Here is a 15,824-nt window from a genome sequence, read left to right as displayed (position 1 = left end):
CACTGTGGCAACCACTATTACTGAGATAACGGACTGCTTTGAGTACTTTTTCAGCTCTCTTTACCGGCGCGAATTTGTCAAAACATTGCGTCTGAATGAATGTAGCGAGCGTGAACTACTGCCATTAGTACGTTGCTATTTACTGGGCTGGTTTGCGGATAACGTCTCGCCGGAAGTAAAAAGCAAACTACCAGGAACGGTATCCGGGCATGGTTTCATTGATTTTGTCATTGACGATGTGGCCGTTGAGTTTGCCGTCCGTAAGCCAACAGCAGCGCGTTCCAATGTCTCCGCAACCGTTAATAGCACTGAGGTGAAGAAACTGATGAAGCACGACGGCAAAGCCCTGCTTGTCCTGTTTGACTTCTCAGATACTCCCTATTCAGAAGAACAGATCGAGTCTTTTCGCAACTGGCCATCTCTCGGTCGTGGGAATCACCGTAAATCAGCTTTCAACGTAGTGTATTTCTTTGTGGAAAAACGCAGGCCGCTGGCACTGGGGAAAATCACCAAAAACATTCGTATCAGCTAACAAGGAATTTAATGATGAAGAGAATAGTGGCTGCATTAGTACTGACAACCTTAGCCCTCCCGGCAATCGCAGCTCAATATGCTAAGCCCGGTGCACTTTTAACGCTAAAGCCAGGGAACGGTAATGCGGAGTTTAGCATCAACGCATCAGCCAAAGATGGGTCAGGGACCTGCAACATGGAAGGTACGGCTCAAAAAATAGCTGCTGGCGAGAATCAGAAACACCGTTGGGTCTGGAATGATAGTTCCAGCCAGTGTGTTGCCGTGCTCAGTGAGATGAATAATGGGAAAACCAGCGTGATGACTCGTGGTTGTGAAGGATACTGCGGGGCTTCTGCGGCGGGCTTAATGGATGGTCAATACAACAAAAAGTAACAAGACAACCACTTTTAATTGAAGGGAAACAATGAATGAAATTGAACATACTTCTGGTGCTGGCAGCAGCGAGTTTAATGGTCGGTTGCGGTGATAAGACACCCAAATGCAACAGCGATGATGCTAAGAATCTGGTCGTTGATATAGCGCGAAAAACGATAGAAAAAGGGATGACACTGGATAAAGATGTGCAGATTTCTGTTGAAAACATCAGGACGGTAAGCCATGAGTCAGGCCTTGACGTTTATCAGTGCGCGGCTGATCTGGCATTCACAAAACCAGGAGCTCAACAATCATTGCCAATAACTTACCAGATACAGAAAACTGACGATGGTAAAGGGCAGTTTTATATTAATGTATCGGGTTTATAACCCATAGTAGCAAAGATTATAAATCCATTTTGTTTAAGTGATTTATATTTAAACCAATAAGGAATTCCATGGGAGATGCTATTTATCATAAAGCACAAGAGCTATCTCCCGCATCCACAACTTTATTAAAAACCAAATAGCCGATATAAGTGAAACCTCCATATTAACGCTCCCACCAACATTAAACCTAACTAGAAAAACACATACAGAGCCACATCTTCATAAATTCGATTGACGCCCCACACTGTACACAGAAAATATGTATTCATGACTCTAGGTAGCTGTAAGTTTAGCAGACGGAAATCTTATCATGTCAATATAAAAATCCCCCATAAAAATCTATGAGACCAAAGGTTAGAATTTGACCTTAATAATAGGTTGTGTACCATTTCGGCAACCAGGATACAACCCGCAGATAATGAGTTGTTCTCCCTCTCACCCAGCCACCAAAATGCTCTAAAACTTTAGGAATTGATCGTGTATCAAAACCACTTTCAGTGGCCGAGATAATCCTTATGGCCTGATGTAGTGAACTCATCACGTCAACCACTCAGAGTTTGCTGGAGTAAATGATATTTCACATAGAACCCGAGCCTCAGAAAAAACAAATTTGATTAGATTGACTATAGTCCTCATGTTATCAATGCTAAGCTTGAGCCAGCTGACCATAATATGGTAATAAACACGCATCATAATGAAAAACATCTCATTGAGCAGAGAAAATAATGATACAGGGTTGGTTGAATACACTGTCCGAAATGATAGCAGAATGCAATTTAAAATTATATAAAACCAAAGCTCTAAGCCATAAGTCAAATTAATAATATTCTTACCAATATGTTGCATCCGTTGGTCGAACCCATAAGGGGTATTCAAAGCATTACTTTTAGAGTTATTATAGCTTTCCACAGAAGGGTACTCCCCTAAAATTAAAGCCGGAGGTGAAGTTTGCGATACGAAATTACATCTAAACAGCTTGACGAAGAGAGTTCTATTGGATACAAGCCAAAAGCTATCGACGCGAGTTTTCAATCACTACCTTTGTCAATGCTAAGCGATAGGGAGTTTGAGATTTTATGCTACAAATTAATTAGCAGAGAGATTGAGAGCGGGATATTTACAACATCAGATAAGATTGCCCTTATGCAAGGAGTGGGAGAACGTGGGCGAGATTGCACCCTATACCTGAACAATATATCCAACGGTGTTGTACAATGTAAGAAGTATTCTGCCAAACTGACTTTCCCCCAAGTATTGAAAGAACTGCTGAAGTTTTTTCTACATTCAATTCTAGATAATTCCTTTGTTCCGGCTCCTAAAAATTTCACTTACCATATCTATGCTTCAAATGACTGTAATGAACAATCTTTAAAGTTTATCTATGGATTTCACCACGAAATTGAAGCCCATATAAAAAATGGCAATATTGAAAAGTATGCAAGGGATGTCTGCGAGGAGTATGAATCTTTTACAAACTTTCGAAGCGCCATCCCTTTAGAAAAACTTAGCACATTGTTACGCTCTATAAATATAGAATTCTCAAATGGCTCAGATATTTCCGGACGCATATCGAAACACACTGACATTTTGCAAGAGTTTTTTAACATACGAACTGTTATTGATAACAGTGAAGCAGCAAAGATAATAAGAAAGGAGCTTGAAGACCATGGATTGAAGCTACTCACAGATGAGGATTTGAAAATAATTCAACAGCGCGTAGGCAATCAGCATCCGAACAAAAGGGTAAGGTTAGGTTTTGTAGATTTCTTTGGTTTCAGTACGGAATTTTTTCGCCACCTGCAGCCAGAAGAACTTAAGTCCTTATTTAAACAAGTTAGCGATATCCAGATGACTTTGAATTCATCAATGCTAGAATTTATCGAGCATCAAATTGATATTATGGGGATATCTCATTGTCGCCCATTGGTTACAACGAATAAAATACATAGATTTAGCTCACAAGTTTGGAAACCTTATTTAACCAGACGATTAGGATTCAGATGCAGTTTCAAATGTCTACCTAAGCCTTTAGTTGAAAAATTTTTCCCAGACTCTTTAATATCTAAAGAAATGTTGTTGAAAGAAATCTCGGGATTTCTTTTGGAGACAGCAGATAAAATTTTCAGACGTGATTATACAGATATATGTGGAGAGGGTGATTTTTTAATCCTAAAAATAAAAGTACTTGAAAATATTCATGGTGGTATTGAATCCCTAGAGGAAGCAAAAAAATTACTGGAGAGAGATTTACAGATCTTAATACCTATCATGGAGGAAGTTGAGTCAACATTGGAGGCATTTTTACCCAGCGCTCCCACAATTATCATAAAAGAAGCGGATTATTTTGATGATCCAGCGCAGTTTGCCCAAGTTATAGCCGATTGTGAGGCTATTGATAGATCAAAACCACCTAAAGGTAAATAGTAGTAGAATTAAGCTTCACATTCATCTTTCAATTGTTCGAGCTTTTGATTTGGCTAATTTGGTAAGCTCACTTGGTACCCTGCGGCGCCCTGGAATCTTGACGATAAGTACTGCACGAGGCGTAATCTCGTTGGGGCGTTGAATTTTTATCACAGAGAAAAGACTTGTTAAATGAGGGGTACCGTCTCTACCTGCAGTTACTAAATCAAGTACAAGCAGTACACCAAGCCGGATGCTAACATTTTGATAGTCTGTTGTTTGCGATGCATAATAAGATTCAAGTGCTTCAAAGGAAGCGTCATTCTCTTCACGTTTAACCTCAATCACAAGACGTTCAGGGCCAGATTTCATACGAATGTCAGCTCGACCGCTTCCGAGGTTAGTCGCTTCAAGGTCACTGCCTGCAGCATTAGTAGTTAACCACCTGAAGAAATCAGCCTGAAGTTCATCTTCGTGTGGAAGTGACCCATCCTCACGCTCGAAAAGATAAGAGCCTCCAGGATCATCACGGCGCGTGACTTCAATACGGTGATGAACAAAGCGAGTAAGCCAAATAATCGCTGCATTGAAAAGCATTCTCCCGTTTTCATTTTCTTTATAGTCATAATGGTCCGAAACTGCATTGCAGCTCTGTTCAATGACTTGTACCTCAGTTGCGGACATATTACTGAAATGTAATACAAGAACATCCGATAGAGCTGCGTAAAGATGTTTCTTTTGTTCGTTAGGAATTGAGGATCGAAAAATTACGGCGGCGAGAATATCCTCTGAGTCACTCGCCGCCTCGCAAGAATTACTTTGCGACTTGCATCCGCTAATTATTTCTCTTACTTCCTCAATCATTTTTTCTACTTGAGGTGCCCATACGTTATCGGCATTTTGTTTAAGCCACTCTTGCAGGACATGAAGTTGCGCAGCCTGAGTGGCAACAGCATGTTTTATACGAGGTCGCAGAAGTTCTTCGATAATTCCTTCGTTCGTACGGCGCAGAATTGATCGGCCTGCGTTATAAACCGCGAGAAGCGCCTCTTCAATCACGAACAAAGGTTGTAACCAACCGGGCTCTTCGAGATGATGGGAGAGTCCCGTGACTTTATTGGCTAGTTCGCTCCAATAAACTGATTCAGCGTGCCGACTTCCTAACCACGAGGGATAGTCTTTTCCTCCAATCCATGCGTTGATGCCAAAAGCATCTTGCTTGATTCGGATGCCTATCTTCTGTAATTGGCTTGATGGGGAGCCAGAACAAAAATCTAGCACCAGGGTCAAACACTCACTGTAAAGGGAAGCAATTGGATTATAGTCCGAAGTGTCCAAAGAGGCTTCAAACCATGATTTTGCCTGCTGAAATTCCTTAATATTCGAACTGGTTCCAACACTCTCCAAAGCAACTGCTAGGGCCGCCATGCCGAGTTCAAAAGTAGCCTCTGCACGTAGATCTTCTTGACCAGATAACTTTAGTAAAATGTCAATTAACTCATTTTCTCGCCAATGCGAAAAAGCAATACCAATAATCTTGATGGCATACTTCAAAAAATAATGATCGTCGTCAAGGGATACACCCAAAAGAGTATCCAGCAAACGATACTGCCAGCGCCGGTTAAACATAGCCCAACGAAACGCACCGTCAAGTGCAGCTCCTCGGGCCTGTCCAGACAGTGCATCTTTACTCAATTGAGTCTTGGATAGAAAAATATCGAAGCATATTTCATCTCCCCGTTCTGGCAGAGGGCGATGTTGATAAAGAATATCAGTGGATTCAGTCAATACGAAGTCGATTGTCGCCGATGCTAATAAATCATGGAGCACCGCTAAATAATCTGATGCTTTCGCGGGCTGGTCTTTTTTCCAACAAACCAGAAGTTTCTCGAGAATTTCTGGCATTATTCGTGAGGCACCGATATCAACAGCAGCCGGAATCAAAGCATCGATTCCGCCAATATTTTCCAGACTCCAATCATAACCACGCTCTATCATATCGATTACAGCTATTTCGATTGGATGCATGATTATCACCATAAAAATGCACTACCAGATGCTTGTTGGCGATGAGACTCTGGTATGTGGTCGGTAATGGCCTTCGAAGTAATACCAGCGATGAAGACCTGCAAATGAGATAGTTTCCCAGATACCTCTTGAAGTCCAGCTACGAGGTGGTCGACATCTTCAGGCGACACCTCCTGCGCAGCAGGGGAATCAATCATTAGCAGTCCTGGATGGCGGCCTATACCTTGTTTTTCTGCAATTTCGATCATTGCAAGTACAGTGGCCACTTTTAAACGCAGTTTTTCCCCTTCAGTGACACGACTGTAACTCGTAGCAGCTCCTGCTTTAGTCAGACTAAGGTTACCGTTTCCCTTTAGACTGGCATCTGAGAGATTTTCCATCCCGAAAGCCTTCGCATAATGCACTAGTCGTTTAGACACATCTTCTAGCAGACCATCACGAATATCTTTGACCCGTATTTCGGTTTCGTTGACAACTGCAGTGAGTATCTTGATTTCCGTAGAATGACCATCATCTGGAGGATCCTTAGCAAGAGAAGCTTCTTCAAGCCGCCCTTCCAGAACTGCCACCATCGTTACTAACTCCTGACGTTTTGCATAAGATACGATATTCTGAGTGTTTACTTCGATGCGTAAACGAATTTCTTGTATCTTGTCTCGTTGGTTTTGTAACAGCACCTCAGTTTCGTTCCGTAACTTTTTAGCTCTTTTCAAAGCGTCCTGTGAGGCTATTACTCTTTCTTCAAGTTCTACACTGAGTTCTTCGGCGTCTTCAGAATTGGAAATTGACTCACCACACACGGAACATGCAAAGTCTTTATGCTCTCTTTCTACCTTCGCTTTTGAAATTGTATGGTCGCATCGTGGGCAGCATTTGGGCTTCAATCGACGAAACACCGCACTTGCGGATATAGCATCGTTATGCGATTGCAAATCTCTTTTGTCCTCAATGCAAGCTGTTTCAGCGAAACGTAACGCAGCAACTTCCCTTTCCAAGCGTTCGCTCAACGCTGCCTCAAGACGCTGTGTTGACAAGAGAAGCTTTGCGTCAGAATCAATAGCGTTACGAATAGCTTCGTCGCTTGGCATGGCCTCTAACTCTGCTCGCTTTAAACCGAGCTCGTTTCTGATGCTATCGATACGGGCCTTTGATTTTTGCTCTGATTGTTCGTATCGACGTGATGATGATTTTGCAGCCAGTTCAACTGCTTGGAGAGCGGTTCTTGCAGCTGCAAGCGTAGAAACCCAAGGTACCCCCAGATACATCTGCATCAGCCGGGCAAGAACGCCTGATTGGGTTGGAAGGTCTCCGAGAAGAACTTCATAGTTTGTTCCAATAAACATAGCACCAGAAAGGGCTGCCCATCCATGTGCAACGGGAGTGCCTTCCCCACTTCCGTATTTTCTCCAGGTAGCGATGGTATCCAATGAAAAAGCTTGCATGAAGAAGTTAGCCATAACCGACTCAAACTGTGTAACACCCTCAAATTTAGCAAGTATCGTTTTTTCTAAAGGCATAGCCTCGCTCCCAGCACGCAGGCGGCTTAATGAGCCAATAACCTGCTCACTGGTACTTACCTCAACCTCAAAGATATCTGTGTCGAGCACAAATCTCAGACGGGCTTTATGGATCCAGCTACTTACATCATCTTGCAAAGTACTAGGTTTATTACCACGTAGCATCCAACGTGTTATTTCGATAATAGTAGATTTTCCTCGAAAGTTCTGCTCCGAGAGCATGGCCCATAGGCCATGGTCAAGATCCTTCCAAGAAAAACAAAACGCTCCCGCGTTAGTAATGCCGCTTTTGACACCGGAAAATTCAATTTCCCGTATATACATGCGCCGTGGCGTGCCTAGAACGGGGGTAGGTTGAATTCGGTGAGAGGTCAGTACAGCTTGGATTTCAGAAGCATGGGCCCCCACTTTAGCCGCGATCACTTGCAACCATTCCTTGTTCGCATTGGTCATGTCTTCACCTGTAATTATTTACTAGCTGCACGTATTGCGATAAGACGCTGTACAACGTCTTCAGTGATGGAAGGAATAATCCCCCCCAATCTTGTCTCGGCATAACTTGCACGTTGGTATTGTTGTTGTTTAAGCGCACTCCCACCTTTATTACCTGCTACTCGAGACACCAAAAAAGATCGATCCTCATACCATTTGAGAATTGGCTCCTGAACAACAGCATTCGCACAAAGATCATGTCCTTGCACTGTTAAAATAAAGTGGGTCTCCCGTGATTTGTCATCACTACGCTTGATTCCGGTGATGCGTACAAGGTCTCGTGACCGAAGCAAAGAAAGAGCATCATCCAGCCGCTCATAGGCCCCAAAAAAATACCTTATCATTGGGACTCGACGTAAGTCAGGTTCATTGTTTTCTATGATGGATAAGGCTTCTCCCAACCATACTTCATTACCTGTTTCTTCGAAAAGGTCAAGAAGCTCAGCAGCAAGATAGTCAGGATTTCTCATCCAAAAATCGAAGGCCAATAAACGGGCTTCACCTTTGAAAATCATTACTTCATCAGGTGCATAAGAATCCTTTAATTGCTCGCCACCAGCTTTCAATACATATAGCAGACGTAAGGCATCACGATGTGGGGAACGGATCATGTAGACATCCCTAAATCAACGTTAGATCTCGTAGGTAAAATTCATCTTAGACAGCCAATAATACTCTGGCACGGCAATGACTTCCATTTTTCCTGCATTGTTAGGTCCTACCGTTATGTTCAGAGTACCTGAACACACCATCTCACTCCCTACAACGTTCGAAAGTTCCTATACTAAACTTTATGGGAGACACAAATGTCCTCTATTCCCTTTCTCAGAATCATTGGTAAATATGAAGATCAATTTAAAAATTTCATCTAGAATATTTTGATTGAGAGAAGATAATACTCTGAATGATTCCAAGATTTCAGTGGTTCGAGATATGGCCAATTTGAAACTAACACAAAAACATGGGATTCAAGAAACCAGTTATTCTTTACAAAGCATCGATTCGACCTCAACCTCAACCTCAACCTCAAAATGACGAGACTACTGTCCTTTGGACATTCCAAGGGATTCTGACATATGCGCCAGATCCTTTTCTTGATGAGTGATGACTACCATCAGATGATATTCAAAGGATTCCAAAAACTCTTTTTAAAATTTTAAAATTGAGAATGAAAAACATAGCTTTGTTACCAATTATCAGCAGCTACTTACCAATATTCATCTCATTAGATCAAGTTAGTAAGAATGGTGCAGCTATCAAATCACAATGGATATCAGTCATCTATACCGTTAGTTATTTAAACATTGATTTATTACCTAAAATTCCGTATCATCAAAGGGGAAGAAAAGTGAATATAAATTCGAATAAAAATGTAAAGTAGGTGTGTTACCTACTACCTAAAACCCACTCAGGAACCTCAGCTACAAGCACAGTGCATAATCATTAGGTATCAAACTAGATGCTTCGGCTCAAAATTAGCCATAGTACTGCGCCACATCGTAAGAACCACGGCGGCAATCATGGATGGTTTTAGAAGGCACCCTTGCTTCGGCATATAATATATATTCACTCCCAACATCTAACGTAGGCATTTTTAATTCCAAACGATTTTAATATATAGATGACAATCTGAATTTGTAGAACATAGAAAAGTGTATCGCATATAATCTTAAAAAAACAGAATTAAAAAAACCAAAAAACACAAATAAACATTAAACTAATAAAAGCCTCACATTTAATGAAAAAACTAGTAAGTATAGAATCCACGCTTTAGACATTTAAAGAATACGAAAAACCAGTAAAATAACCAAACAGAAAAACATTTCCCATCATTTAATATCGCATAAAACCATAAATAATTCATTTAGCTCTTAATTTCCTGACAAACAAAATGTGTTCTAGTGAAAGTAGAATACTCAGTTCTACGTAGCAACACGCAAATATTCACCTCACCAATAATAAAATCGTTAATCTTATAAAACAACCCGCAAACAATACTAAAACTCAAAGATAATTAATATCACAACTAATACTGTTATTGCTTATTGTTTTTATACATTGAATAGAGATAGGACTTTTATCTGAAAGAGTTTTTGATTTTGCATCTGGAGAATCGACAAAATATAAGACAACCGTTGAAAACAACAATAAATAAAAAACACCCAAATAGAAAAGTTTTGCTTTATCCTTACTATGCAACTCTATTCTTTTGCACACTTTCTTACGAAAACTAAACTTTATCTCTTTTGGACTTTCATTCCCTATAGTTTTTGTAAGATCAATAAAGTCCTTCAATTCCTCACCTATCTTTGATTCAATTGTTATCCCTTTTTTAACTGAACCAACTAAAAGTGGATGATACCAATATACGTCAACAAAGAAAAATAACATCCATATAATTGCAGCTCCAAATGATAGTATTGTAGCAACGGATGTTGAATGTCCCATAACAACAAATGCAAATCCCGACTTAAAGCTTACGCCTATCGCACCAATGAAAGCTGACAAAATTAAAATCGCAAAGTTTCGTATTTTCATGGCCAAATCATTGAAATGCTGTTGTGTATTGATAACTTGCTTCCAAATATCAACCTTTATTTTTAAGAGTTCTATTTCATTTTTCCGACTTTCATCAACATTAGACATTCTGGTTAAACTCCGTGAATACGAATAAGTTAAGCAATTCCGAAAATTCCTCGATCACAAACTCAGCATGAACATCTTTTTTCTCTTCTTTTATTTTCCTTTCATTCTCTACCTCAGCATCAGTCCAATGTGTAACTTCCCTAAGTAAGTTATAATCAGTACCAGAAATGAAATGTTTATTTCCATAATTTGCGAAGACAGCATCCACTCCGGCATCTAAAGCCATTGCAATATCTTTCATTTCGCTATCACCTATATAAACGCAATCCTCTGGCATAGCATTTACAGATGAAATGATCTCTCTTAGTATCTTCGGATTAGGCTTAACCTCACCATAAGGAGTATGCCGATTGACTGTTTTATTTAAATTATATGATGTTTGGGGCTGAACGCCTGCAGGAATGCTATGATCTTCAGGTGAAAAAAGAATATCAATGACACCATCTAAATTCAACTTTGACACCCTATAATTAGAATAATACTCCTTCGACTCTGTATACCCTATAATTAGAACTCCTAACCTCTTGAGTTCCAATAAAGTATCCAACACCGTAGGATAAAGAAAAAGATGCTTTTTTCTTTCACTTCTATAAGCATGAATTGCAGAATCAAGGGCTTTATTTATTTGCTCTCTCCCACCATACTTTTGTATTAAAGAAGGGATCTCCTCAAGAACAAATGCATACTCAGCAGTACCATGCTTTTGATGAATTTGTTTTATTTGAGGTTTTAACTCACTAACTGGAATATTACTAATCCTAGAAACCTCGTTTAACATCGCACTAAAACTTGCATGCCAAATAGTAAACCAATCAAATAATGTATTATCCAAATCCGTTATTAATACACTTTTCATAAAACCTCTCTAAACCATATAACTTAATAATCTTAAAACACAAGTTGAAAACTAATGATCACCAAATTTATTCAAAGATGACCTTAAATACAAGACAATACTTACCAAAAACAATACAAATAGGTTATCTATAGACATTTTATCTCATAACTGTTCATCTACAAGCAATAAATAATACATAATTGACACTTAAAATAACAACCAGCAACTCAATGATCAATATAGGAATTTGTCTGTTGTTATAAATCAACCAGTTGAAATCGATACAGCATTTTGATGAGTACAGTTTATAAATTGAATTTTGTCTAAATAATCTGCCCAAACCTGCAACCACTTCTTGCACTCCTCATCATACTCATAAAGGTTATAAATCCCTTCGACGCCCCCTTTGGTATGCCCAAGCACCGCCTCACCAACTTCTCGAGGACACTTAAGCCGAGATAACCCAGTCCTGACGGTTCTCCGAAGATCATGCGGTGTCCAGCTCGGTATATCTAACATCTGGCCGGATTCACGTAAGCGCCACGCATTCTCTGTCAGATACTTTTGCTGGATTGGTCGTCTTGTTCGTGTAGACGGGAAAAGGTAGGTATCCGAGTTGAGGCGGAGCACTTTAAGAAAGTTTACGGCTTGAGTGGATAACTGGACATAACGCTCAACACCCGTTTTAGTCTCGCGCAAGTGTATCGTACCCTTCTCCAGATCAACATCCTTCCACGCCATGTTACAGACCTCTCCAGTACGGCAACCCGTCCACAAGGTCAGACGAAGCACGTTTTTGATTGTCGGTGAAAAGGCAGAACCCGGAAGCCACTGGAGAAACTTTTTAAGCTCAGCTTCACTCAGCACACGCGTACCACGATTATTGGTAAGCTTGATTCGAGTCTGCCGGAGGCTGGACTTTGCCAACAGCGCGGGATTAGCAAAGCTGGCATCAAAACGCCCCAAACCGATAGCGAACTCATAGGCCAATGAGAGCTCCCGTAGAACGTTACCGGCTTGCACTTTTGCTCCTCTGGCGACAATGCCATTGATAAGCATAATCACTTCATTACGTGTGATTTCAGAGGCATTACGATCGCCCAGCTTATCTACCGCATCGGCATACAGTGTTCTGCGCACTTCATCCTGGCCTTTCTTCTTCCGGGCCCCCGGAATGATTTTGCCATCCTTGGTTTTGCGGTCCTCAATGCGCTCAGTCAGGTAGAGCTCAACTAATCCCTGCACTGTTAATTCAGGTACTTTAGCCTGTTCAGCCTCGATTGCACGAAGTTGTTTTTCCTGCTTGAGTTCTGATGCAGGACACCGACCTTCCTGACGGAGGAGCTTTAATTCGTTGAGTTTAAGACGTGCAGCGGCGAGAGAAGTCTGTGGGAAGTTGCCAATTTTGACCTGAGCAAGTTTTCCAGTCACAGGGCTCGTGTAACGGTAGAAAAAAGACTTAACACCAGTAGCACCACAGGAGACACGTAAACCACGATTTTCGCCAATATCAGCTTTATCTTTGTCACCCGGCTTCATCATTTCTATCGCTTTAAACGACAGTGGCTTTGCCTCTTGTTTTCCTGCCATAAAGACTCCGTTATCATGCTCCCTACGCATTTATGAAACGAAATGTAGGTTGTGCTGTATGTAGCCATATTTTACCAGGCTATAGGTTGGCAAGCTACACTTTAACCTACATTTAAATGTAGGATTTCCTGAGATCCAATGAGACAAAGTGAAACTCAATGAGAACAACAAACATCACTAACTCATTAAAATTTAAGAAAATGGACATCATAAACTGATGAGTACACTAGAGAATTTCGACGCCCATACCCCAATGATGCAGCAGTATCTTAAGCTGAAAGCGCAGCACCCGGATATTCTGCTGTTCTACCGTATGGGCGACTTCTACGAGCTGTTTTACGACGACGCCAAACGCGCCTCGCAGCTGATGGACATTTCGCTGACCAAACGCGGCGCGTCTGCCGGTGAGCCGATTCCTATGGCGGGTGTACCGCATCATGCGGTGGAAAATTATCTGGCGAAGCTGGTGAGCCTGGGTGAATCGGTGGCGATTTGCGAGCAGATTGGCGATCCGGCCACCAGCAAAGGGCCGGTCGAACGCAAAGTGGTACGCATTGTCACGCCTGGCACCATCAGCGATGAAGCGCTGTTGCAGGAGCGCCAGGACAACCTGCTCGCCGCCGTCTGGCAGGACAGCAAAGGCTTTGGTTACGCGACGCTGGATATCAGTTCCGGGCGTTTTCGCGTTAGCGAACCGACGGATCGCGACACCATGGCGGCTGAGCTGCAACGCACCAATCCGGCGGAATTGCTCTATGCGGAAGATTTCGCGGAAACCGCGCTAATTGAAGGCCGTCGTGGTTTGCGCCGCCGCCCACTGTGGGAGTTCGAAATTGACACCGCGCGCCAGCAATTAAACATGCAGTTCGGCACGCGCGACCTGGTCGGTTTTGGCGTCGAGAACGCGCCGCGCGGCCTGTGCGCCGCCGGTTGCCTGTTGCAATATGTGAAAGACACGCAGCGTACCGCCCTGCCGCATATTCGCTCCATCACCATGGAACGCCAGCAGGACACCATCATTATGGATGCCGCGACGCGCCGAAATCTGGAGATCACCCAGAACCTGGCAGGCGGCGTCGAAAACACGCTGTCGTCGGTGCTCGACTGTACCGTCACGCCGATGGGCAGCCGCATGCTCAAACGCTGGCTACATATGCCGATACGCGATACGAAAGTGCTGACCGAGCGCCAGCAAACCATCAGCGCGTTGCAGGAACACACCAGTGAGCTGCAACCGGTGCTGCGTCAGGTGGGCGATCTGGAGCGTATTCTGGCGCGTCTGGCGCTGCGCACCGCTCGCCCGCGCGATTTGGCGCGCATGCGTTACGCTTTCCAGCAATTACCGGAACTGCGCAGCCAGCTGGCGGATATCGACAGCGCACCGGTACAGGCGCTGCGTGAAAAAATGGGCGAATTTGTCGAGTTACGCGAACTGCTGGAGCGCGCCATCATTGAAGCACCACCGGTGCTGGTGCGAGATGGCGGCGTGATTGCGCCGGGGTATAACGCCGAGCTGGATGAGTGGCGTGGACTGGCAGATGGCGCGACCGATTATCTCGATCGCCTCGAGGTCCGCGAACGTGAGCGGCTGGGGCTGGATACGCTGAAAGTGGGGTATAACGCGGTACACGGCTATTTCATTCAGATTAGCCGTGGACAGAGCCACCTGGCACCGATTCATTATGTGCGCCGTCAGACCCTGAAAAACGCTGAGCGCTACATTATTCCGGAACTGAAAGAGTACGAAGACAAAGTTCTTACCTCCAAAGGCAAAGCGCTGGCGCTGGAAAAACAGCTCTATGAAGAGCTGTTTGATCTGCTGATGCCGCATCTGGCGGATTTGCAGCAGAGCGCCGCCGCGCTGGCAGAGCTGGATGTGCTGGTCAACCTGGCGGAGCGTGCTTATACCCTCAATTACTGCTGCCCGACCTTTAGCGAAAAACCGGGCATTCGTATTAGCGAAGGCCGCCATCCGGTGGTTGAGCAAGTGCTGAAAGAGCCGTTTATCGCCAACCCGCTAAACCTGTCGCCACAGCGGCGGATGTTGATCATTACCGGCCCGAATATGGGCGGTAAAAGTACCTATATGCGCCAGACTGCGCTGATTGCTCTGCTGGCCTATATCGGCAGCTATGTGCCGGCGCAAAAAGTGGAGATCGGGCCAATCGATCGCATCTTTACCCGCGTCGGCGCGGCGGACGATCTGGCCAGCGGGCGCTCCACGTTTATGGTGGAGATGACCGAAACGGCGAACATCCTGCATAACGCCACGGAAAACAGCCTGGTGCTGATGGACGAAATTGGCCGCGGGACATCGACGTATGATGGCTTGTCGCTGGCGTGGGCGTGTGCGGAGAATCTGGCGAATAAGATCAAAGCGTTGACGCTGTTTGCCACCCACTATTTCGAGCTGACGCAGTTGCCGGAAAAAATGGAAGGCGTGGCGAATGTGCATCTCGATGCGCTGGAGCATGGCGATACCATCGCCTTTATGCATAGCGTGCAGGATGGCGCAGCCAGTAAGAGCTACGGCCTGGCGGTCGCGGCGCTGGCGGGTGTCCCCAAAGAGGTGATCAAGCGCGCACGCGGTAAATTGCGCGAACTGGAAAGTCTGTCGCCGAGCGCGGCAGCCACCCAGATCGACGGCACGCAAATGTCACTGCTGGCCGCGCCAGAAGAGACAAACCCGGCGGTTGAAGCGCTGGAAAACCTCGATCCGGACAGCTTAACGCCGCGCCAGGCACTGGAGTGGATTTACCGTCTGAAAAACCTGCTGTAACCCCTCTTCCCTCTCCCTGAACGGGAGAGGGAATTTCACTTATCCGCCAGCCACGCCGACATCTCCCGCACCCGCGCGGTGCAGTATCAACACTTACGACATCATGCAAAACACACATCTGGATCGGCACAGCGGTTCTCGATGTCCAGGCTGAACCACCTTTGACCGGCGATAACTCGCCTGGATGGACAGATGGTGTTTCCGCCTTATTTGACGGTGCCGGTCCGTTTATATCCAGGTTTTGGATGCCGCGT

General features: G+C 43.9%; 11 protein-coding genes. 5 read left to right on the top strand and 6 right to left on the bottom strand.

Going from position 1 to position 15,824, the window contains the following annotated elements; genetic code table 11:
- Positions 1-4: 4 nt before the first annotated feature.
- The 4 genes from C813_RS27520 (at position 5) to C813_RS27505 (ending at position 3,701) form a co-directional block, all read left to right on the top strand.
- Positions 5-532, top strand: a complete 528-nt coding sequence (locus C813_RS27520; protein WP_017457730.1) for a hypothetical protein — start codon at positions 5-7, stop codon at positions 530-532.
- A 14-nt stretch (positions 533-546) separates the two neighbouring features.
- Positions 547-906 (top strand): hypothetical protein, encoded by a 360-nt coding sequence (locus tag C813_RS27515; RefSeq protein ID WP_017457729.1) that lies wholly within the window; start codon positions 547-549, stop codon positions 904-906.
- Positions 907-941: 35 nt separating this feature from the next.
- Positions 942-1,277, top strand: a complete 336-nt coding sequence (locus C813_RS27510) for a hypothetical protein (protein WP_017457728.1) — start codon at positions 942-944, stop codon at positions 1,275-1,277.
- A gap of 948 nt (positions 1,278-2,225) precedes the next feature.
- Positions 2,226-3,701 carry a hypothetical protein gene (locus C813_RS27505; RefSeq protein WP_017457727.1) on the top strand — a complete coding sequence of 492 codons (1,476 nt, stop codon included), beginning with the start codon at positions 2,226-2,228 and terminating at the stop codon, positions 3,699-3,701.
- 21 nt (positions 3,702-3,722) lie between these two features.
- Here C813_RS27505 and C813_RS47395 read toward each other — a convergent pair whose 3' ends face one another.
- The 6 genes from C813_RS47395 to C813_RS27475 all read right to left on the bottom strand — a co-directional run bounded on the left by C813_RS47395 (position 3,723) and on the right by C813_RS27475 (position 12,791).
- A complete protein-coding gene (locus tag C813_RS47395; protein ID WP_170829937.1) occupies positions 3,723-5,708 on the bottom strand; it encodes a hypothetical protein in 1,986 nt (661 codons plus the stop codon).
- A 5-nt stretch (positions 5,709-5,713) separates the two neighbouring features.
- Entirely contained in the window at positions 5,714-7,678 is a 1,965-nt protein-coding gene (locus C813_RS27495; protein WP_017457725.1) for a coiled-coil domain-containing protein, read from the bottom strand.
- Between the two features lie 14 nt (positions 7,679-7,692).
- Positions 7,693-8,328, bottom strand: coding sequence for a hypothetical protein (locus tag C813_RS27490; protein ID WP_017457724.1), 636 nt, complete (start codon positions 8,326-8,328; stop codon positions 7,693-7,695).
- A 1,393-nt stretch (positions 8,329-9,721) separates the two neighbouring features.
- Positions 9,722-10,363: a hypothetical protein gene (locus C813_RS27485; protein ID WP_017457723.1), complete on the bottom strand. Its 642-nt coding sequence runs from the start codon at positions 10,361-10,363 to the stop codon at positions 9,722-9,724.
- Complete coding sequence (locus C813_RS27480; RefSeq protein ID WP_017457722.1) at positions 10,356-11,219, bottom strand: HAD family hydrolase; 864 nt, start codon at positions 11,217-11,219, stop codon at positions 10,356-10,358. The genes C813_RS27485 and C813_RS27480 overlap by 8 nt, the downstream gene beginning before the upstream one ends.
- Positions 11,220-11,465: 246 nt before the next feature.
- Positions 11,466-12,791, bottom strand: a complete 1,326-nt coding sequence (locus C813_RS27475) for a tyrosine-type recombinase/integrase (RefSeq protein ID WP_017457721.1) — start codon at positions 12,789-12,791, stop codon at positions 11,466-11,468.
- Positions 12,792-13,008: 217 nt separating this feature from the next.
- On the opposite strand from C813_RS27475, the gene mutS reads away from it, so the two are divergent.
- Positions 13,009-15,570 (top strand): DNA mismatch repair protein MutS, encoded by a 2,562-nt coding sequence (mutS, locus tag C813_RS27470; RefSeq protein WP_017457720.1) that lies wholly within the window; start codon positions 13,009-13,011, stop codon positions 15,568-15,570.
- Positions 15,571-15,824 lie beyond the last annotated feature (254 nt).

Source organism: Kosakonia sacchari SP1, assembly GCF_000300455.3.
GTDB lineage: Bacteria > Pseudomonadota > Gammaproteobacteria > Enterobacterales > Enterobacteriaceae > Kosakonia > Kosakonia sacchari.
The sequence above is the reverse complement of the archived record's forward strand: the minus strand, read 5'-3'. Positions and strand labels throughout refer to the sequence as shown.

Bases quoted from the DNA above. Each gene is read 5' to 3' on its own strand.
- C813_RS27495 (WP_017457725.1), bottom strand. From the start codon at position 7,678: ATGACCAATGCGAACAAGGAATGGTTGCAAGTGATCGCGGCTAAAGTG.
- C813_RS27485 (WP_017457723.1), bottom strand. From the start codon at position 10,363: ATGTCTAATGTTGATGAAAGTCGGAAAAATGAAATAGAACTCTTAAAA.
- C813_RS27510 (WP_017457728.1), top strand. From the start codon at position 942: ATGAAATTGAACATACTTCTGGTGCTGGCAGCAGCGAGTTTAATGGTC.
- mutS (WP_017457720.1), top strand. From the start codon at position 13,009: ATGAGTACACTAGAGAATTTCGACGCCCATACCCCAATGATGCAGCAG.
- C813_RS27475 (WP_017457721.1), bottom strand. From the start codon at position 12,791: ATGGCAGGAAAACAAGAGGCAAAGCCACTGTCGTTTAAAGCGATAGAA.
- C813_RS27515 (WP_017457729.1), top strand. From the start codon at position 547: ATGAAGAGAATAGTGGCTGCATTAGTACTGACAACCTTAGCCCTCCCG.
- C813_RS47395 (WP_170829937.1), bottom strand. From the start codon at position 5,708: ATGCATCCAATCGAAATAGCTGTAATCGATATGATAGAGCGTGGTTAT.
- C813_RS27490 (WP_017457724.1), bottom strand. From the start codon at position 8,328: ATGATCCGTTCCCCACATCGTGATGCCTTACGTCTGCTATATGTATTG.
- C813_RS27480 (WP_017457722.1), bottom strand. From the start codon at position 11,219: ATGAAAAGTGTATTAATAACGGATTTGGATAATACATTATTTGATTGG.